Source organism: Bradyrhizobium sp. BWC-3-1 (assembly GCF_032917965.1).
GTDB lineage: Bacteria > Pseudomonadota > Alphaproteobacteria > Rhizobiales > Xanthobacteraceae > Bradyrhizobium > Bradyrhizobium canariense_D.
Genome location: NZ_CP136625.1, coordinates 4,304,917 through 4,323,768 on the forward strand (window position 1 = coordinate 4,304,917; position 18,852 = coordinate 4,323,768).

An 18,852-nucleotide genomic window follows, 5' to 3' on the forward strand; every position below is an offset into this window, starting at 1 on the left:
TCCGCGGAGGCAGTCTGGATTGCTTCGTCGCTTCGCTCCTCGCAATGACGATGGGGACGCAGCAACGCAACTACCTCACACCACGTCATCCGGCGCCAGCGCGCAGCCATTGTCCGGATGCGTCTCGATCTGAAGCGTGGTGTGGCCGATGCGGTGGGAGCGCTTCAGCATCTGCGCCGTCTCCATCAGGAAGGCATCGCCGGCGCCGGTGGGCATGACAAGGTGGCAGGTCAGCGCCGTCTCGGTGGTCGAGATCGGCCAGACGTGGAGATCGTGGATCGCAGTGACACCGGGCCGCTCCAGCAGAAGGATCTTGATCGCGGCAATGTCGGTGCCCCTGGGCGCCGCCGCCATCGACATGTCGATGGAGCCACGGAGCAGGCTGGTGGTGCTCCAGAGGATGGTGGCGCAGATGACGAGGCTGGTGACGGGATCGAGCCAGAGCCAGCCGGTCCAGATGATCAGCGCCGCCGAGATGACGACGCCGAGCGAGACCGCGGCGTCGGCCGCCATGTGCAGATAGGCGCCTTCGATGTTGATGTCGTCCTTGCGACCGCGCGCGAACAACATGGCGGTAAAACCGTTGATGAGGATGCCGATGCCGGCGACCACCATCACGGTGATGCCGGCGACCGGCTCCGGCTCCCGCAGGCGCAAAATCGCTTCCCAGCCGATCGCGCCGGTTGCGACCAGCAGGAACACCGCGTTCGCCAGCGCCGCCAGGATGGTGGAGGCGCGCAGGCCATAGGTGAAGCGGCCGCTGGGCGCGCGCCGCGCCGCGATCGACGCGCACCAGGCCACGACCAGGCCGAGCACGTCGCTAAGATTATGGCCGGCATCCGCAAGCAGAGCCGTGGAGTTGCCGATATAGCCGTAGACGGCCTCCGCCGCGACCAGCGCGGTGTTGAGTGAGATGCCGATTGCGAACGCCTTGCCGAAACTGGCGGGCGCATGGGCATGGGCGTGGCCACCATGATCGTGATCATGGCCGTGGCTATGATCATCGTGATGATGGCCGTGATGGTCGTGGCTGCCCACCTCTATCGCTCCCTGGACGCTGCCAAATCAGGCGCCATTGTAGGCGTTTCGGCAGCCCCGTCACGGCGGAACAGCACGTAGAGCGCCGGCAGCACCAGCAGCGTCAGCACGGTTGAGGAGATGATACCGCCGATCACCACGGTCGCAAGCGGCCGCTGCACCTCGGCGCCGGCCCCGGTGGCAAGAGCCATCGGCACGAAGCCGAGGGACGCGACCAGCGCCGTCATCAGCACCGGACGCAGGCGTGTCAGCGCGCCCTCGCGCACCGCGTCGGTAACGGGTTGGCCCTCGCTGCGCAGCCGCTCGATGAAGGCGATGATGACGAGCCCGTTGAGGACAGCGACGCCCGACAGTGCGATGAAGCCGACGCCGGCGCTGATGGACAGCGGAATACCGCGCAGCAGCAGCGCCATGACGCCGCCGGTCAGTGCCAGCGGCACGCCGGAGAACACGAGCGCCGCATCAGCCGCCGATCCCATGCCCATGAACAGCAGCAGGAAGACCAGCAGCAGCGCCAACGGCACCACGAGCGTCAGCCGCTTGGTGGCGGAGACCAATTGCTCGAACTGTCCGCCCCAGCCGATCCAGTAGCCCGGCGGCAGCTTGACCTTCTCCGCGACGGCTGCCTCGGCCTCGGTGACGAAGGAGCCGAGATCGCGCGCGCGGACATTGGCGGTGACCACAATGCGCCGCTTGCCGTTCTCGCGGCTGATCTGGTTCGGGCCAGGCGTCGCTTCGACGGTTGCGACCGACGACAGCGGCACATAGCGCATCTGGGCAAGGGGAGGGGCGGGCAATGCGGTCCGGATTGGCGCGCCGATTGCTGCTTCCTCACCCGGCGGCAGCGGGATCGGGATCGCCCGGATGACCTCGAGATCGCCGCGCAGATGTTCCGGCAGGCGCACGACGATGTCGAAGCGGCGGTCGCCCTCGAACAGCTTGCCGGCCGACTTGCCGCCGACCGCGATCTCGACGATGCCCTGCACCTCGCTGATGCTGAGCCCATACCGGGCGAGCGCCTGGCGGTCGAGGCGGACGGTGAGGATCGGCAGGCCCGAGACCTGCTCGATCTTGACGTCGCTGGCGCCGCGGATGCCGCGGATCGCGGCTTCGACCTGTTTTGCCGCGCCTTGCAGGATCTCGAGGTCGTCGCCGAAGATCTTGACGCCGACGTCGCTTCGCACGCCGGAGATCAACTCGTTGACGCGGAACTGGATCGGCTGGGAGATCTCATAGGCGCTGCCGGGGATGTCGTCAGCGGCACGGGCGATGGCCTCGATCACCTCGGCCTTGGAGCTGCCAGGGTCGGGCCATCCGGCGCGCGGCTTCAGCATGATGTAGCCGTCGGTCTGTGCCGGCGACATCGGGTCGGTTGCGATCTCGGCGGTGCCGATGCGGGTGAAGAACTCCTTCACCTCCGGAATCTGCTTGACGCGCTTTTCCAGCGCCTTTTGCAGGTCCAGCGACTGGGTCAGGCTGGTGCCGGGAATCCGGATCGAGGCCAGCGCGACGTCGCCTTCGTCCAGGCTCGGGATGAACTCGCCGCCCATGCGCGCGGCGGCAACGCAGCTTGCGACCACGATGATGGCGGCCATGATTGCGACGCCGAGGCGATGGTCGATCGCCAGCCGGAGCACGGGGAGATAGGCGCGCTTCGCCAGCCGCATGAACAGGTTTTCGTGTTCGGACACCTTGCCGGTGACGAAGATGGCAACCGCCGCCGGCACGAAGGTGATGGAGAACAGCACCGCGGCGCCCAGGGCCATCAGCACCGTCAGGGCCATCGGCGTGAACATCTTGCCCTCGACGCCGGTCAGCGTCAGCACCGGCAGGTAGACCACTGCGATGATCAGCGTTCCGAACAGGCTCGGCTTGATCACCTCGCTCGACCCACTCCGGATCGCGCGCAGCCGTTCGGAGATCGTGAGCAGGCCGCCTTTCTCGCGCTGGACCTCGGCCAGCATGCGCAGGCAGTTCTCGACGATGATCACGGCGCCGTCGACGATGATGCCGAAATCGATTGCACCCAGGCTCATCAGGTTCGCGCTGACCTTGGCCTCGACCATGCCGGTGACCGTCATGGCCATGGACAGCGGAATGACGCAAGCCACCACCAGCGCGGCGCGGATGTTGCCGAGGATCAGGAACAGCACGGCCACGACCAGGGCCGCGCCTTCCAGCAGATTGCTCTCGACGGTGCGGATGGTGGCTTCGACCAGATCGGTGCGGTCGTAGACGGTCCGCGTCACGACGCCGTCGGGCAGCGATTTGGCGATATCCTCCAGCCGGGCCGCGACACGGCGCGCCACGGTGCGGCTGTTCTCGCCGATCAAAAGCATGGCGGTGCCGAGCACGGTTTCCTCGCCATCGCGCGTTGCGGCTCCCGTGCGCAAATCGCGGCCTTCGGTGACGGTCGCGATATCCCTGATCCTGACGGGATTGCCGCCGCGCGAGCCGATGACGATGTCCCTGATTTCGCCGACATTGCCGACCTGGCCCGGCGAGCGAACCAGATATTGCTCGCCGTTGCGCTCGATATAGCCGGCGCCGACATCGGCATTGTTGGCGGCGAGCGCCGTCATGACGTCGCGAAAGCCGAGCCGGTAGGCCATCAGCTTGCCGGGATCGGGGAGCACATGGAATTGCCGCTCGAAGCCGCCGATGGTGTTGACCTCGATCACCCCCGGCACGTTGCGAAGCTGCGGCTTGATGATCCAGTCCTGCACGGTCCGCAAGTCGGTCAGCGAATAGTCGTGGCCGCCTTGCGTCTTCGCGCCCGCCTTGGCCTCGACGGTGTACATGAAGATTTCGCCGAGCCCGGTCGAGACCGGTCCCATCGCGACCTCGACGCCGGCCGGAAGCTGGTCCTTCACCTGCTGGATCCGTTCGCCGACGAGCTGGCGGGCAAAATAGATGTCGGTGCCGTCCTTGAAGACGACGGTCACCTGACTCAGGCCGTAGCGCGACAGCGAGCGCGTGTAGTCGAGCTTGGGCAGCCCGCCCATCGCGGTCTCGACCGGGAAGGTGATGCGCTGCTCGGTTTCCAGCGGCGAATAGCCGGGGGCGCGGGTGTTGATCTGGACCTGGACGTTGGTGATGTCAGGCACGGCGTCGATCGGAAGGCGTTGGAAATTCCACGCTCCGAAAGCGACGGCGCCGAGCGCGAGCAGCAGGACCAGCCAGCGCTGCTGCAGCGAGACCGCGATGAGACGCTCAATCATGCTCGGCCTCGCCCTTGCCCATCTCCGCCTTCACGACGAAGCTGTTTTCCGCGACGTAATGCTCGCCGGCCGATAGACCGGCCTTGATCTCGACATGGCGCGGGTCGGAATCGCCAAGCTCCACCGGGCGCGCCTCGATCTTGTCGCCGTCCTCACGAACGAACACGATAGTCCTGTTCTCCAGCGTCTGGATCGCGCTTTTGCGCACCGCGACCGCGACGTTGCGGGCGGCGAGGATCAGCCGTGCCGTGACAAACAGGCCGGGACGCAAGCGCCCGTCCGGATTTGGCAGCACCACGCGCGCCAGCGCCGTCTGGGTCTCGCTCGAGCCGATCGGGGCCATGTAGGCGATCGTGCCCTTGATCTCGCCGCGGCCGTCGTCGGGATCGATCAGCACCTCGTCGTTGAGACGAACGCGCCGCAGATCCTGGCGATAGATCGACAGATCGACCCAGATAGTGGAGAGGTCGGCGACGACGAAGGCCGGCTTCTGCTCGGAGGCGTATTCGCCGAGCGAAATCTGCCGCTCGATGACGGTGCCGGCAAGCGGCGCCTTGAGCTCGTAGACGGTGAGACTCTGGTTGCTCTCGATCGCGGCGAGCAGATCGTCCTTGCCGACCTCGTCGCCGATGCGCTTCTGGATCGATTTGGCGACGCCCGGAAAGCGCGGCGTCACCTGCACCACGGCTTCCTGGTTGGCGCGCAGGATGCCGTTGAAGGCGAGCGTGTCGGTCAGCGTGACGCTCGCGGCTTCCGCCAGCGTCACGCCTGCGGCGGCGAGCTTGACGTCGGAGATGCGGATCCGGTCGGCGCCGTGCTCGTCCTGCTCGACATGGTCGTTCGGCTTCTCCGGCTTCTTGTCCGCGGCGTGTTCGGCATGCTCGACCCTGGCCGGGCCGAGCAGGGAAAAGCCGTAAGCGCCAAGTGCGACGCCAAGTGCGGCGGCAACGAATGCGACGAGGATGGTGGAGGACGTCTTCATCGTGCGCTCTCCCGCGCCAGCGTAAAGGGATTGCCGACGAGCCCTTCGATGGTCGCCACCCCCGCGTGGAAATTCTGCAGCGCCTCCTGCTCGCGCAGCCGCGCCTGGGTGACGCTGGCCTGGGCATCGAGCACTTCGAGCAGGCTGAAGCGGCCCTGGCCGTAGCCTTGCGCGATGGCGTCCGAGGCTTCGGTGGCCTTGGGAATGGCGCTCTCGCGCAGCACCGCGAGCTCGCGCAGCGAGCCCTGGAGCGAGTCGTAGGCGCGGCCGGCGACCACGATCAGCGTGTTGCGGTTGGCCTCGCGCTCGGCCTTGGTCTTGGCGAGGCTTTCCTGGGCCGAAAGGATATTGCCCTGGTTCTGGTCGAACACGGGGATCGGCACCGAGACGGTGAGGCGCGCCGCGTCGTCGTTGGTCTCGTTGAAATGGCGCCAGCCGGCGGCGATCCGCACGTCGGGATAGGGCCGCAGCCGCGCCAGCAACAGCTCGGCGTTGCGCTGGGCATAGATCGCGGTCCAGCGCACCAGCTGCGGATTGGCATCGATCGCGGCGACGACCGACTGGAATGTCGGGGGCCGTCCCATGGTGTCGAGCCGGCCGGAGACCTCGCCGAATTTCGGTGCCGCGTCGCCCATCAGGACCGCAAGCTCGCGCCGGGCGCTGGCCAGCGTCGCCTTGAAGCGCTCGCGGTCGGCCTTCACCAGTGCGGACGCCACCTCCGCACGGCCGGTCTCGGCCGGCGAGGAGGCGCCGGCCTCGACGCGTCGGCGCAAAAGCGGCGTCAGCCGGTCGATGGCGGTGATCTGCTCGTCGAGGATCTGGATGCGCCGCTGTGCGCCGAGCACGCTGAGGAAGGCGATCGCGGTCTCCGACAGCACCTCCAGCCTGACGGCTTTGCGCTGGATCGCGGCGACCTCGATGCCGGCGACGCCAGCTGCAATCCGCGCGTCGCGCTTGCCGAACAGCTCGAAGGCCTGGCTGATCTGGAGCGTGGTCTCGGCCGATCGTGTGCCGCGATAGATGCCGGACCCGAACGAATTGTCCTGTTCGTAGGTCAGTTCCGGATTGAGAAGCGCACCTGCCTGGATGCGCTGGCCCGTGGCGATGCCGACATCGCGCTCCGCCGCGGTCAGCCGCGGGCTCGCGGCTAGCGCGCGCGAAAGCGCGCTCCGCATCGTCAGAGTCTGGGCGTGAGATGGCGCAAGCGCCGATCCGGCAATCAGACACGCTGCCGCGCACGCCAGGCGCGCGGCCATTCCCCTGAAAAACATGAAACCGACCTGTGAGGATGAACCGAATGGACGCTCGTGGCGCCCGACCAATCCGTTCAGGCCATATGTTTGGGAGGCGGGGAGTCGGTGTCGGGAACAATGCCGGCGAGCCGGGGTGCGCGTTGCGGGCGCGATGCGGACACGAGCCCGATCGATCCGGCCGGTGGCGTCGGCTGCGCCACCGTCACCGAGAAGCAGCCATGGCAATGATGCCCGCCGATGGCCTTGTGGTCGTTGTGATCCGCCGAGCCGTCAAGCACCGCGCTGATCTCCGAGCTGCCACCGGGCGTGGTGACGTCGATGTCGTGCAGGCCATGCAGCGCTCCCGCGAGCAGGTAGACGACCGCGATCAGCACAGACAGCAGCCCGCGCCAGTTGCGCGGCCGGCATGATCCTGAGGGCTGGCGGTTCGCGAGCACGACGTCACTCTGGTTGCGGTCTGCGCCCGGCCTAGCATGGCGTTGGGAACAGTGTCGACCCGCAACATTGTTACGTTCCGGGAACAATTGCCGCAGCGCTCGCGAAGACGGCAGCTCTTCTCATTGGTGTGTGATCTAGCTCAGCCGAGCATCGGCTGCCGCTCCGCGTGCCACGTTCGGCATATCGCCGCCTTCGACCGTGACGACGGCGCGGCAGCCCGCTTCCATGGCCCGTTCCAGCCATTTGATGGCTTCATCGATCCACTGGTCGTGGTGCTCGGGATCGGCGATCGCCTTTTCCCGGAATGCATCTGCCTGATGAAGGCACGCGGTTCTGCGATCCACGCGGCTCTCCCGATCCGGAGTTCCCGCCCCGAGCGCATCCTTGATGATCCGAGAGCCGGCGTCGTTAACATAGGACAGGAACCGGCGCACAAAAAGAAAGCCCCAGCCGGGACTTACCGGCTGAGGCTTTCGTGCTCACAAACTTCATCCTTGGGACTTGGACAGATAATCCGCATCGCGCGGGTTCGTTCCCGCGGGCTCGGTCCAATTTGGAACGTTCCTTGTTCATTGTGATTAGCGACGAGGAGAAATTGAGGAGGACGGACCATGGACGGATTGATTTATCTCATCGGCTTGATCGTGGTGGTCATGGCGATCTTGTCGTTCTTCGGCTTGCGCTGAGAGAGCGGCGATGACCATGGAAACTCTCATACGGGAAGACATCGTGGAAGGCGGCGGCGTCGCTGCCGATGAAAGGCGCATCATCCAGTGGAGCTCGGTGATCGCAGGCGCTTTGGCTGCCGGAGCAATGTCGTTCATCCTGGTCGGCTTTGGAGTCGCCGTCGGCCTGGGCGTCAGTTCAGCCTCGCCGACATGGCGCGATGCATCGGCGGCGCTGGCTTTGCTGTCGGGGCTGTATCTGATCATCCAGGCGATTATCAGCTTCGGCTTCGGCGGCTATATCGCCGGCCGGACGACGCGACCAGCCCCGGCGGTCACAACGATCGAAGACGAGGGCGAACGGCGGGACGGGCTGCATGGCCTGATGTCCTGGGCGCTCGCCGTGCTGCTTGGTGCCGCTCTGCTCGCGATGCTCGGCGCAGCTGCGATTGACCGCTCGCCGATGCGCAGTTCGGCGAGCAGTACCTCCGCCGCCGAGCCTCTGTTGAGCTACGAGCTGGATAAGCTGTTTCGCGCAGCGCGGCGGCCCCCCAACACCGACCTCAGGGAACCTCGTGCCGAAGCGGGACGCATCCTGATGACGTCGTCGAGCCACAGCGGCGTCAGCACCGATGACCGGGCCTACCTCGTGCAGCAGGTGGCCGCGTTGACGGGACTTGCAGCACCCGACTCGGAGCGACGGGTCGACACGCTGATCGCGGATTCAAGGACGGCCATCAATCGGGGGCGGCGTAACTCCATCATCGTCGCCTTCTCCGTTGCGGCAGCAACCCTGATCGGCGCTGCGGTGGCCTGGGCTGCGGCTGTTGCCGGTGGCCGGCATCGCGACGGCGCGCCGCTCCCGAACTGGATGGCGAGCTCCAACCGCTTCCATCGCTCTCCGCGTGCGATGCGGGTGCCGTAACGTGCAGGACGATGGCCGGGAGCGATCCCGGCCATATTGCCTTTTGACGAGAGGCCTAAGCCTTCTCCTCCCAGATCATAGCGAGATGGACGATCGTCTGCACCGCCTTCTCCATGTCCTGCCGGCTGACCCATTCGAGCCGGGAGTGAAATGCGTGCTCGCCGGCGAAGATGTTGGGGCAGGGCAGTCCCATGAAGGACAGGCGGGAGCCGTCGGTGCCGCCGCGGATCGCGGTGCGCATCGGGCGCAGGCCGGCGCGGCGGATCGCTTCGATGGCGTATTCAAGAATGTGCGGGTGGCGATCGATCACCTGCTTCATGTTGCGGTACTGCTCCCGCACCTCGAATGTGTAAGTCGAGCGCGGAAAATCCTTCATCACGTCCTTGACGATGTTCTCGAGCAGGATCTCCTTCTCCTTCAGCCCTTCCTCGGTGAAGTCGCGCACAATGAAGGAGAGCGTAGCCTGCTCCAGCGCACCCTCGATCCCGATCGGATGCAGAAAACCCTGCTTGCCTGATGTCGTCTCGGGCGAGCAGCCTTCCCGGGGCAGGCGCTCGACGATGGCGGCGGCGATCTTGATGGCGTGCTCCATCTTGCCCTTGGCATAGCCGGGATGGGCGCTGACGCCGTTGATGGTGATGGTGGCGCCGTCCGCCGAGAAGGTCTCGTCCTCGACGCTACCCGCGCTCTCGCCGTCCATGGTGTAGCCGAAATCAGCGCCGAGCTTCTTGATGTCGACATTGTCGACGCCGCGGCCGATCTCCTCGTCCGGCGTGAACAGGATCTTGATGGTGCCGTGCTTCACTTGCGGGTTGTTGATGAAGAAATGCGCGGCATCCATGATCTCAGCCACGCCGGCCTTGTTGTCGGCACCGAGCAGCGTGGTGCCGTCGGTGGTGATGATGTCGCTGCCGATCTGGTTCTTCAGCGCCGGATGCTCGGCGAAGCGGATCACCTGGCTGGTATCGCCCGGCAGCGTGATGTCGCCGCCGCGATAGTTCTTCACCATCTGCGGCTTGACGTCGTTGCCGGTGACGTCGGGCGAAGTGTCCATGTGCGAGCAGAAGCAGATCACGGGCACCTTCTTGGTCGTGTTCGCCGGGATCGTTCCATAGACGTAGCCGTAATCATCGAGATGAGCGTCCTCGACGCCCATCTCCCTGAGCTCGGCGGCGAGCACACGGCCGAGATCTTTCTGTTTCTCGGTCGATGGCGAGGCCGGGGATTCCGGATCGGATTGGGTGTCGATGGTGACGTAGCGCAGGAAGCGCTCGGTCACGGTATGCGAAAAGGTGAGGGAGGACATTTCTGGTCAAACCGCCGGGTCAGGGGAGAGAGGCGGTATACCAGAAAAGCAGGGTGCGGTGAGGCCGGAGGAGGCTGATCAAGCTTAACGAAACGTGAGTGGTCAGATCGCCTCTTTTAGTTCCTTGACGGGGCGGAAGGCGACCTTCTTGGTGGCTTTGATGTGGATCGGCTCGCCCGTGGCGGGATTGCGGCCGGTGCGGGCGGCGCGCTTGCGGACCTGAAGGATGCCAAGGCCGACGATGCGGACGCGGTCGCCCTTCTTCAGGTGCTTGGTGATGAGTTCGACCATGTCGGTCAGAACGGCCTCGGCGCGCTTCTTCGACAGGTCCTGGCTCTCCGCAATGTCGGCGGCGAGGTGCTTGAGCGTGATGGTGGCGGGCGCGGCAGGCTTCTTCGTGGAATCCTTCTTAGCCATATCTGGCCTCCTCAATCACAGGGGCCCCGGAAAAGGCGGTAAAGGGTGGGGATCCCTCCAAGTCCTGCAAGGCCTAGACGATTCGGGCTTCGGCTGACTATGGCGCAAGTTCTCGACGGATGCCGGCGATCGCCGTCACAGCAGCGAAAGGCGTGTAGAAGTTTGTTCTAAGGCTATGAAGGAATTGCCAAAATGGCGCGAGAGACGGGGCTCGAACCCGCGACCTCCGGCGTGACAGGCCGGCGCTCTAACCAACTGAGCTACTCCCGCGTGGTTCGCTGACAGCGCGCGGAACGAGGGGGGACTTAAAGGCGGGGCTGGGTGAAGTCAAGGATGTTGCGCTTCGTCGGCACATCCCGGCTAAGCATTGCTCTGGAAAACGAAAAAGGCCGCCATGCGGCGGCCTCTGTCAGCCCGGAGCGGGGCGGTGTCAGCGGATCTCCGACGTCCCGGCGCTGGTTACCACGACCGGCTTGCCGGCCTTGATCACATGGGCGGACTGGGCGGTCTGGCTGTAATCGGCATTTGTGCGGGCTGCGATCCCGAAGCCGGCCACTGTAATTCCGGCCACCAGCGCCACCACCACGATCTTCAGGTGGGTCGCACGATCAGCAGAGTGGATAGAGTGGTTCATCTGAGCCTCCCGACGGGCTTTGCCGCCGTCTATGGCTCGTCTTGTAAAGACCGTCTGTTTCCGGATGGTTTCGCGGGTTCCGCAAAATGGTTTCATTAATGCGCCCGGTTGGTTTCGCCGGGCTTGCGGCCTGTACCGGCGTCAGGCGGCCGCCCGGCCGATATCGTCCCGGATCGAGCGCGCCGCCCAGACGAACAGGAGTGCCCCCAGCGTGGTCGTGACCGCCGCCGAGAGCAGGGAATAGCGCACCGCGTCGGCGCCGTAAGCGCCCTTCAGGGCATCGTTGACCACGCCCACGGCGAGCGGGCCGAGGCCCTGGCCGAAGCAGGTGGCAGTGAGCGCGATCAGGGCGGAGGCCAGCGCCCGCATGCTCGGCTTGGCGACCGTCTGCGCGATCGCGAAGATCGGTCCGAGATGGAAGCCGACCAGGAACGAGGTCAGCGCCAGCGTGGCCACCATCAGCGCAAAGTCCTGCGTCAGCATGCACAGCGCGAACACCGGGCCGGCAAGGCCCGAGGTGATGGCGGGCGCCCACAGCTTCCAGCGGTCGTCGCGGCGGCTGATCTGCGCCACCACGAAGCCGCCGAGCAGGGTGCCGGCCATGCCGGCGAGACCCTTGAAGGTGCCGGCATAGGTGCCGATCTCCGCGCTCGACAGATGGTGCACACGCGCCAGGAACGGCGGGATCCACGCCGCGGTCGCATAGTTCGTGTAAGTGGTGAGACAGAAGCCGATCAGCACGATGATGAAGCTTCGCTGCGAGGCCAGGAAGCGCAGCGTCGGCCCGAGCGGCTCGGGCACGAAATTCTCCTGCATGGCGCCGCGCTTCGGCTCGGAGATCGTCAGCCACAGGACAACAGCAAGCAGGATGCCGGGCAGGCCCGCAACGTAGAACGCCATCCGCCAGCCATAGTGCTGGTTGACGTACCCGCCCACGAAATAGCCGAGGAATACGCCGAGATAGGTGCCGACGGCGTAGATGCCGAGCGCGCGCGGACGCTCGTTCTTGGCGAAGAGGTCGGCCACGATCGATTGCGAGGCGGGCGAGCCTGCGGATTCGCCGATGCCGACGCCGATCCTCGCCAGCGCCAACGAGGTGACGCTCGAAGCGGCGCCGCACAACGCCGTCATCGCGCTCCAGAACGCGAAGGCGGCGGCGACGATGTTGCGCCGGTTGAGCCGGTCGGCGACGCGCGCGATGGGGATGCCGAGCAGGGAGTAGAACAGCGCGAAGCCGAAGCCCGCGAGCAGGCCCATCATGGTATCGCTGAGCTGAAACTCCTTCTTGATCGGCTCGATCAGCACGTTGAAGATCGTGCGGTCGAGGAAGTTCAGCGCGTAGATGATCGTAAGCAGGCCTAGCACGTAATAGCGCCGCGCCGAGGGTTTTGCCGTCGCGGCCGTTTGCACCGACATTTGTGACGTCACATCGACCATCGCTTCCCCCAATTAGTCTTTGTTATCGTTGTCGGTCCAGCCCTGATTGGGGCTGGCAGGTCAGCCTTCGCGGATGTAATTCCCCGCTTCGAATTCGACGGGAGGCGCGCTTGCATCGAACGAGATTCCGATCGGATCGCGGCCTGCTTCCATCGCCTCGAGCTGGTCGCTCAGCATGCGTCGGATCATGAGGATGCCGCGGTCGCTCTGGCCGAAATGCTCCTCGGAATGGATGGTCTGCGGTCCTTGGCCGACCTGGGCTTCGTAATCGCCCGGAAATCGCTGATGTTCTTCCTCGGTCATGTCCCACCAGAATTTGCCGTTGAATTTCGAGCGCATGCGACCGATGTCGCCGGCGTTCTTGACGCGGCCGGCGACGTAGATGCGGAACGAGGTGTCGTCGATCGGCAGCGTCCAGCCGATCGACTCGACGCGGGCGAATTGCGCCACGCGCGGGTTTGGCACGACGCGCAAGGTGGGGAGCGCCGCCTCGGTGACGCGGTAAAACACCTTGCCGTCATCCTGCTTGCGGATCGAGCGCACGGCGATCCCGCGCGGCGTCTTGTCGAACGTCACCTCCGGCATCGATGCCATCATGTTGGTGAATTGCGGACCCGAGAACGAGCCGTGCAGCACCGGCACGTGGTAGGGATCGACCACGTTCTCGAAATGCTGGAGCCAGTTGCAGGGGATGATCGCGGGACCACCGCCGCCGATCGAGGAATCGTCGGCGTCGACGAACTCGCCGTCCATGGTCTCCAAGCACTCATAGGCCGGCAGCACCGGGCGTTTCTCGGCCGGGCCCATATAGGCGAAGATCAGCCCGTAGCGCTCCTCGACCGGATACCAGGGCTGGCGCACCTTGTCCTTGAACTGGCCGCCATCGGGCTCGCAGGGCTGCTCCAGGCAATGGCCCTCGGTGTCGAACTTCCAGCCGTGATAGCAGCAGCGGATGCCGTCCTCCTCGACCTTGCCATAATAGAGCGTGGTGCCGCGGTGGCAGCAGCGGGCGTGCAGCAGGCCGGCGCGGCCGTGCTTGTCGCGGAACAGCACTAGATCCTCGCCGAGCGCGCGGACCTTCTTCGGAGTGTCGGTTGCGTCTCTGATGAGCCCGACCGGATGCCAGTAGCGGCGGAGCAGTTCGCCCATCGGCGTGCCGCGCATGACCGACGTGAGCTCGGTGCGGGTGTGCGCGGGCTTCATCGCATAGGCCGTGCCGAGATCGCGATCCCGCTGGGTGATGGTCATGCTGGTCCTCCCGCAGTCGGCCGTACCGGCCGGGCTTTTTTGATGCCTTGTACCAAGTGAAGATTAGATCGATGACAATGTCAACGATTTCCAAATGCCTCTTGATCGCATTCGGATCAGGCTGGGGAGGTCGCGCTACCAAGACTTGGCACGCCGCGGCTTTCTTGGCAGAGGTGGACCATGAGCCAGACATCAGGCAGGGACGGGCGCACATCGTCCGATGCGGACGAAAGTCAGTCGCTGGCGCCGATCACCGTCATGCTGTCGTCGCGGCTGATGGTGCTGGCCAATTTGCTCAAGCGCGGCGCCCTCCTGCGCTACAAGCGTCTCGCCGGATTGTCATCGGTCGAGTTCGGCCTGGTCGCCTCGCTTGGCCGGCGGCCGCCGATGAGCGTGGCGCGGCTCGCGGAAGCCGTCGGCCAGGACAAGGGGCAGATCAGCCGCGCGCTTGCGGAACTCGTGTCGCGCAAGCTGATCGCGAAATCGGCGAACCCGAAGGACAGCCGCGAGGTGCTGGTCTCGCTGACCGCAACGGGCCTCGCGGCGCATGATGCGATCGTCGCCGGTGCGCAGGAGCGCAATCGGCGTTTGCGCGAACATTTGAGCGAAGCCGAGTTCGAGACGCTGCTGCAGCAGGTCGATCAATTGACGGCAATCGCCGCCGAGATGCTCGAGAGCGAGAAGATTTCGCGCTGACGTTTCGGCGATCCGGGAACATGTTGGATCGCTTCCAAGACCCTTTCCAAGACTCTTTCTAAGACTCCTTCTAAGAGGCTTTCAATTAGGGAATTCGCGCGCGCTGCCCTAAGCGTCACCGCAAGCGCATGCCGTCATGGGCCGACAGCATGTGCCATCAGAACACGCAGTTTTGGGGTTGCGCGTGAACAGTCTTGGAATGCTGCGATCGGCCATGTTGGCGACCGCATCCGCTTGGGTTTTGCTGCCGCAGGCATCGCTTGCACAATCTCCTGCGCAGATGATTGGCGCGCAGAACATTCCGTCGGTGACCGTCGCCGCGCCGAAGCGCGCCGACGAGCCATCTCCGTGCAGCGCCGTGCGCCGCGATCGTCCCAGCAGACCGCCAACCGAAACAGGCCGCAGCCGCCGCGCAATGTCGGTTTCGTCGAGACCCCGCTCGGCCCGGTGCACGGCTACGTCGCCGGCCGCAGCTCGTCCGGCACCAAGACCAACACGCCGATCATGGAGACGCCGCAGGCGGTGTCGGTGATCGGCGCGGAGCAGATTCGCGACCAGAAGGCGAACAAGCTCGACGAGGTCCTGCGCTATACTGCTGGAGTCCGCGCCGGGACCTTCGGCGCGGACACGCGCAACGACTGGTGGCTGATCCGCGGCTTTAAGTCCGACGACGTCGGACTGTTTCTCGACGGCATGCAGCTGTTCTACACCTCCTATGCGAGCTGGAAGCTCCAGACGCCCAACATGGAGCGCGTCGAGGTGCTGCGCGGTCCATCGGCCGTGCTCTATGGCGGATCGAGCCCGAGCGGCATCGTCAACGTCATCAGCAAGATGCCGCCGGCGGAGCCCGTCCGTTTCATCGAGACCGGCGTCAACAATTTCGGCAACGCCTATGTCGGCTTCGATGTTGGCGGTCCGGTCGCAACGAGCCACGAGAACGGCAAGCTGTTCTACCGCGTCGTCGGTCAGGTCCAGAACGGCCCCACGCAGGTCAATTTCACGCCGGACAACAACTACTTCATCGCGCCGTCGGTGACCTGGAAGCCGGACGCCGACACGAGGTTCACGGTACTGGCTTCAGCTTCCCGGCAGGAAACCCGTGGCATCAACTTCCTGCCCTATGAGGGCACGTGATCAACGCTCGGTTCGGCAAGATCCCGACCAGCTTTTTCGCTGGCGATCCCAGCGTCGACAAGTTCACGCGCGAGCAGGAGATGCTGGGCTATCAGTTCGAGCGCAATCTCACCGACGATTTGACGTTCCGGCAGAATGCGCGCTTTGCCCATGTCGATGTGACCTATCGCGGCTATGTCGGCAATAATTGGGCTGACATCAACACGGCCAGTCTCGGTCGCTATAATTGGTATGCGAAGAACACCGCCAACCAGGCCAATCTCGACAATCAGCTGGAGTACCGCTTCAACACCGGCGCGGTGCGGCATACGATGCTGTTCGGGGTCGATTTGAAGGGCTACCAGATCGACGATTATCAGGCTTTCAACTTCGGCACCGTCCCTTCGATCAACGTCTTCAATCCCGCCTACGGGTTTGACATTCCGTTGACGGGCGCACCGTTCCGCAACTTCCAGATCACGCAGAAGCAGGCCGGCACCTATCTTCAGGACCAGATGAAGCTCGGCAACTTCACGCTGGTGCTGAGCGGCCGCAACGATTGGGTCGAGACGACGCAGGCTGCCCGTGATACCGGCGCCACGCTTGCCAGCCGCGACGACAGCAGGTTCAGCGGGCGCGCCGGGCTGATCTACAATTTCGACAACGGCATCGCGCCCTATGTGTCCTACGCCACGAGCTACAATCCGATCATCGGCCTCAACGCGCAAAACCAGCTGTTCCTGCCGGAGACCGGCCAACAGACGGAAATCGGCGTGAAGGTCGCGCCGCGGGGATTTGACGGCTACTTCACCGCTTCGGTGTTCGACTTGAAACGTCAGCATGTGGCAACGACCGATCCGGTTTTCACGACCTTGCAGAACCAGACCGGCGAGGTGACCTCGCGCGGCATCGAGATCGAAGCGGTGGCGAACGCCACGCGTGAGCTGAAGCTGATCGGCTCGTTCACGGCCTACCGTTTGTTCAACAGCAGGGATCTGGACCCGGCGCTGGTCGGCAAGACCCCGACCAACACGCCTGAGCTCCTGGTGTCCGGCTGGGCGGACTACACCTTCAAGGACGGGCCACTCGCGGGGTTCGGCTTCGGCGGCGGTCTCCGCTATATCGGTTCGTCGTGGGCGGATACCGCCAATACCCTCGAGGTTCCCGCGGTCGTGCTCGGCGATCTCGCGCTCCACTACGAATGGCAGAACTGGCGCACCGCGCTGAACGTGGTCAATTTGACCGACAAGATCTACGTCGCGAGCTGCGCGGCGGCGTCATCCTGCTTCTACGGCGACCGCCGGCGCGTCACCGCCAGCGTCTCCTACAAATGGTGAGGCAAATGACGAGAACAGGCGAGGGAAGGCCATCGTGAGAGCCTGACCGGCCCGTCGCCGGCTTCCACCACGAGATCGATGAGCTCGCGGGTCATGCCCCCCGGCCCGAAGCTCATGCGAGCGCGGCGCGCGACGACCCAGCCACGTCGCCGCCGCGCTCGCCACCCATTTTCCGCTGGGGCGAAGTGGGCCTCCTGCCCGACACATTCGCCAGACGAGCCCAGGTCCGATCGTGATGCATGGCTCCCGGGTCGCTCGCCCGATAATGGGCGCGCTTGGCCTCGTTATAATCTGGACTTTGCAGCGTCGCGGCCTAGATAAAGTGAGCCTTCCCAACCACGGACGTCACGGCCCAGCGCGTGTGGACTGATCGGGGCGCCCTTGCTGGGGCTGTCGATCTGCTCCATACCAGCCGCGGGGTGATTCCGGGATTTCCACCGTTCTGAGGGCGACAAAGGGCCTAAAAAGAGCGTGTCTTGCGCCCATTGGTGCACTGCGCTAAGGCTCAGAACAATTCCAAACTGGACGAATCCGTGGCTGTCCCGAGGCTGCGGGAAAAAGGGCTCGTCAATGAGCGGCATTCTGCAGAACTATCTTCCACTCGTCGTCTTCATAGGGGTAGCGGGCCTCATTGGCCTGGTGCTGCTGATCGCGCCGTTCATCGTGGCGTTCCAGCAGCCGGACCCGGAAAAGCTGTCGGCGTATGAGTGCGGTTTCAACGCCTTCGACGACGCCCGCATGAAGTTCGACGTCCGCTTCTATCTCGTCGCCATCCTCTTCATCATCTTCGACCTCGAGGTGGCGTTCCTGTTTCCCTGGGCGGTGGCGTTCGGCAAGCTTGGCGCGACCGGCTTCTGGTCCATGGTGGTGTTCCTCGCCGTGCTGACGGTCGGGTTCGCCTATGAATGGAAGAAAGGCGCACTGGAATGGGATTGACCCCTACGTCGTCCGCCGGTCCGGTTCTCGCGCCGGCCCCCAAGGGCATCCTGGACCCGTCGACCGGCAAGCCGGTCGGGGCCAATGATCCGTTCTTCCTCGAGGTCAATTCGGAACTGTCCGACAAGGGCTTCTTCGTGGCCGCGACCGACGACCTCATCACCTGGGCGCGCACCGGCTCGCTGATGTGGATGACCTTCGGTCTCGCCTGCTGCGCAGTCGAAATGATGCAGGTCTCGATGCCGCGCTACGACGTCGAGCGCTTCGGCTTCGCGCCGCGCGCTTCACCGCGTCAGTCGGACGTGATGATCGTCGCGGGGACCCTGACCAACAAGATGGCGCCTGCGTTGCGCAAGGTCTACGACCAGATGCCCGAGCCGCGCTACGTCATCTCGATGGGCTCCTGCGCCAACGGCGGCGGCTATTATCACTATTCCTACTCGGTCGTGCGCGGTTGTGACCGCATCGTGCCGATCGACATCTATGTGCCGGGCTGCCCGCCCACGGCGGAAGCGCTGCTCTACGGCGTGCTGCTGCTGCAGAAGAAGATCCGCCGCACCGGCACAATCGAACGCTAAGGTTTTACGTCATGGACGACGCCAAGCTCGACGCCCTGGGGCAGACGATCGTTAGCGCGCTTCCGGGCGCCGCCATCGGTCATTCGGTGGCCTTCAACCAACTCACGGTGGATGTCGAGGTCAGCAAAATCGTCGAGGTGGTCAAGTACCTGCGCGATGACCCGAACTGCCGCTTCATCAACTTCACCGACATCACGGCCGCGGATTATCCGTCGCGCGAAAAACGCTTCGACGTGATCTATCACTTCCTGTCACCGACCCTGAACGCGCGGATCCGGCTCAAGGCCCAGGCGGACGAGACCACGCAGGTGCCGTCGCTGATCGAGGTGTTTCCCGGGGCCGACTGGTTCGAGCGCGAAGCCTACGACCTCTATGGCGTGATCTTCGTCGGCCATCCCGACATGCGCCGCCTCCTGACCGATTACGGCTTCGAGGGTCATCCGCTGCGCAAGGATTTCCCGACCACCGGCTTCCTCGAGGTCCGCTACGACGACCAGGAGAAGCGGGTGGTGTACGAGCCGGTCAGGCTCAACCAGGAATTCCGCAAGTTCGACTTTTTGTCCCCGTGGGAGGGCGCCGACTATCCGGTCCTTCCGGGCGATGAAAAAGCGGGGCCGAAGGTCTGATC

At 64.7% G+C, this 18,852-nt stretch carries 18 protein-coding genes and 1 tRNA gene; 7 read left to right on the forward strand and 12 right to left on the reverse strand.

The annotated features are described in order from the left end of the window. Window positions 1-75: 75 nt before the first annotated feature. The 6 genes from RX329_RS20885 to RX329_RS20910 all read right to left on the reverse strand — a co-directional run bounded on the left by RX329_RS20885 (window position 76) and on the right by RX329_RS20910 (window position 7,366). Window positions 76-1,038 (reverse strand): cation diffusion facilitator family transporter, encoded by a 963-nt coding sequence (locus RX329_RS20885; RefSeq protein ID WP_162496492.1) that lies wholly within the window; start codon window positions 1,036-1,038, stop codon window positions 76-78. A gap of 2 nt (window positions 1,039-1,040) precedes the next feature. Continuing rightward, on the reverse strand, window positions 1,041-4,259 hold the full coding sequence (locus RX329_RS20890; RefSeq protein ID WP_085394851.1) for an efflux RND transporter permease subunit: 3,219 nt from the start codon (window positions 4,257-4,259) through the stop codon (window positions 1,041-1,043). Then, window positions 4,252-5,241 (reverse strand): divalent metal ion exporter adaptor subunit IhpB, encoded by a 990-nt coding sequence (gene ihpB / locus RX329_RS20895; protein ID WP_085353359.1) that lies wholly within the window; start codon window positions 5,239-5,241, stop codon window positions 4,252-4,254. Before ihpB ends, RX329_RS20890 begins: the two co-directional genes overlap by 8 nt. Further along, on the reverse strand, window positions 5,238-6,512 hold the full coding sequence (ihpA, locus tag RX329_RS20900; protein WP_085353357.1) for a divalent metal ion exporter subunit IhpA: 1,275 nt from the start codon (window positions 6,510-6,512) through the stop codon (window positions 5,238-5,240). Before ihpA ends, ihpB begins: the two co-directional genes overlap by 4 nt. A 56-nt stretch (window positions 6,513-6,568) precedes the next feature. After that, a complete protein-coding gene (locus tag RX329_RS20905) occupies window positions 6,569-6,931 on the reverse strand; it encodes a hypothetical protein (RefSeq protein WP_085394850.1) in 363 nt (120 codons plus the stop codon). Between the two features lie 135 nt (window positions 6,932-7,066). After that, a complete protein-coding gene (locus RX329_RS20910; protein WP_245329466.1) occupies window positions 7,067-7,366 on the reverse strand; it encodes a hypothetical protein in 300 nt (99 codons plus the stop codon). Between the two features lie 262 nt (window positions 7,367-7,628). Here RX329_RS20910 and RX329_RS20915 point away from each other — a divergent pair, with 262 nt between their 5' ends. Then, entirely contained in the window at window positions 7,629-8,522 is an 894-nt protein-coding gene (locus RX329_RS20915; RefSeq protein WP_085394849.1) for a hypothetical protein, read from the forward strand. Window positions 8,523-8,577: 55 nt separating this feature from the next. On the opposite strand, the gene pepT is transcribed toward RX329_RS20915, so the two are convergent. The 6 genes from pepT to RX329_RS20945 form a co-directional block, all read right to left on the reverse strand. Beyond that, window positions 8,578-9,828 carry a peptidase T gene (pepT, locus tag RX329_RS20920; RefSeq protein WP_085394848.1) on the reverse strand — a complete coding sequence of 417 codons (1,251 nt, stop codon included), beginning with the start codon at window positions 9,826-9,828 and terminating at the stop codon, window positions 8,578-8,580. A gap of 102 nt (window positions 9,829-9,930) precedes the next feature. Further along, window positions 9,931-10,245 (reverse strand): HU family DNA-binding protein, encoded by a 315-nt coding sequence (locus tag RX329_RS20925; protein ID WP_018455099.1) that lies wholly within the window; start codon window positions 10,243-10,245, stop codon window positions 9,931-9,933. A 193-nt stretch (window positions 10,246-10,438) separates the two neighbouring features. Next, window positions 10,439-10,515, reverse strand: a tRNA-Asp gene (locus tag RX329_RS20930). Between the two features lie 160 nt (window positions 10,516-10,675). Beyond that, entirely contained in the window at window positions 10,676-10,879 is a 204-nt protein-coding gene (locus RX329_RS20935; RefSeq protein WP_026232877.1) for a hypothetical protein, read from the reverse strand. A gap of 141 nt (window positions 10,880-11,020) precedes the next feature. After that, entirely contained in the window at window positions 11,021-12,316 is a 1,296-nt protein-coding gene (locus RX329_RS20940; protein ID WP_026232876.1) for a spinster family MFS transporter, read from the reverse strand. A 60-nt stretch (window positions 12,317-12,376) separates the two neighbouring features. Further along, entirely contained in the window at window positions 12,377-13,564 is a 1,188-nt protein-coding gene (locus RX329_RS20945) for an aromatic ring-hydroxylating dioxygenase subunit alpha (protein WP_317246364.1), read from the reverse strand. 180 nt (window positions 13,565-13,744) lie between these two features. Here RX329_RS20945 and RX329_RS20950 point away from each other — a divergent pair, with 180 nt between their 5' ends. The 6 genes from RX329_RS20950 to RX329_RS20970 all read left to right on the forward strand — a co-directional run bounded on the left by RX329_RS20950 (window position 13,745) and on the right by RX329_RS20970 (window position 18,850). Further along, window positions 13,745-14,260, forward strand: coding sequence for a MarR family winged helix-turn-helix transcriptional regulator (locus tag RX329_RS20950; protein WP_317246365.1), 516 nt, complete (start codon window positions 13,745-13,747; stop codon window positions 14,258-14,260). A 348-nt stretch (window positions 14,261-14,608) separates the two neighbouring features. Continuing rightward, window positions 14,609-15,394: a TonB-dependent receptor plug domain-containing protein gene (locus tag RX329_RS41960; RefSeq protein WP_410706450.1), complete on the forward strand. Its 786-nt coding sequence runs from the start codon at window positions 14,609-14,611 to the stop codon at window positions 15,392-15,394. Continuing rightward, window positions 15,391-16,710: a TonB-dependent receptor domain-containing protein gene (locus RX329_RS41965; RefSeq protein ID WP_410706452.1), complete on the forward strand. Its 1,320-nt coding sequence runs from the start codon at window positions 15,391-15,393 to the stop codon at window positions 16,708-16,710. The genes RX329_RS41960 and RX329_RS41965 overlap by 4 nt, the downstream gene beginning before the upstream one ends. A 570-nt stretch (window positions 16,711-17,280) precedes the next feature. Next, window positions 17,281-17,646 (forward strand): NADH-quinone oxidoreductase subunit A, encoded by a 366-nt coding sequence (locus RX329_RS20960; RefSeq protein WP_008136158.1) that lies wholly within the window; start codon window positions 17,281-17,283, stop codon window positions 17,644-17,646. Next, window positions 17,643-18,224 (forward strand): NuoB/complex I 20 kDa subunit family protein, encoded by a 582-nt coding sequence (locus tag RX329_RS20965; protein ID WP_026232875.1) that lies wholly within the window; start codon window positions 17,643-17,645, stop codon window positions 18,222-18,224. Before RX329_RS20960 ends, RX329_RS20965 begins: the two co-directional genes overlap by 4 nt. An 11-nt stretch (window positions 18,225-18,235) precedes the next feature. After that, complete coding sequence (locus RX329_RS20970; RefSeq protein WP_018455092.1) at window positions 18,236-18,850, forward strand: NADH-quinone oxidoreductase subunit C; 615 nt, start codon at window positions 18,236-18,238, stop codon at window positions 18,848-18,850. The last annotated feature ends 2 nt before the right edge of the window (window positions 18,851-18,852 follow it).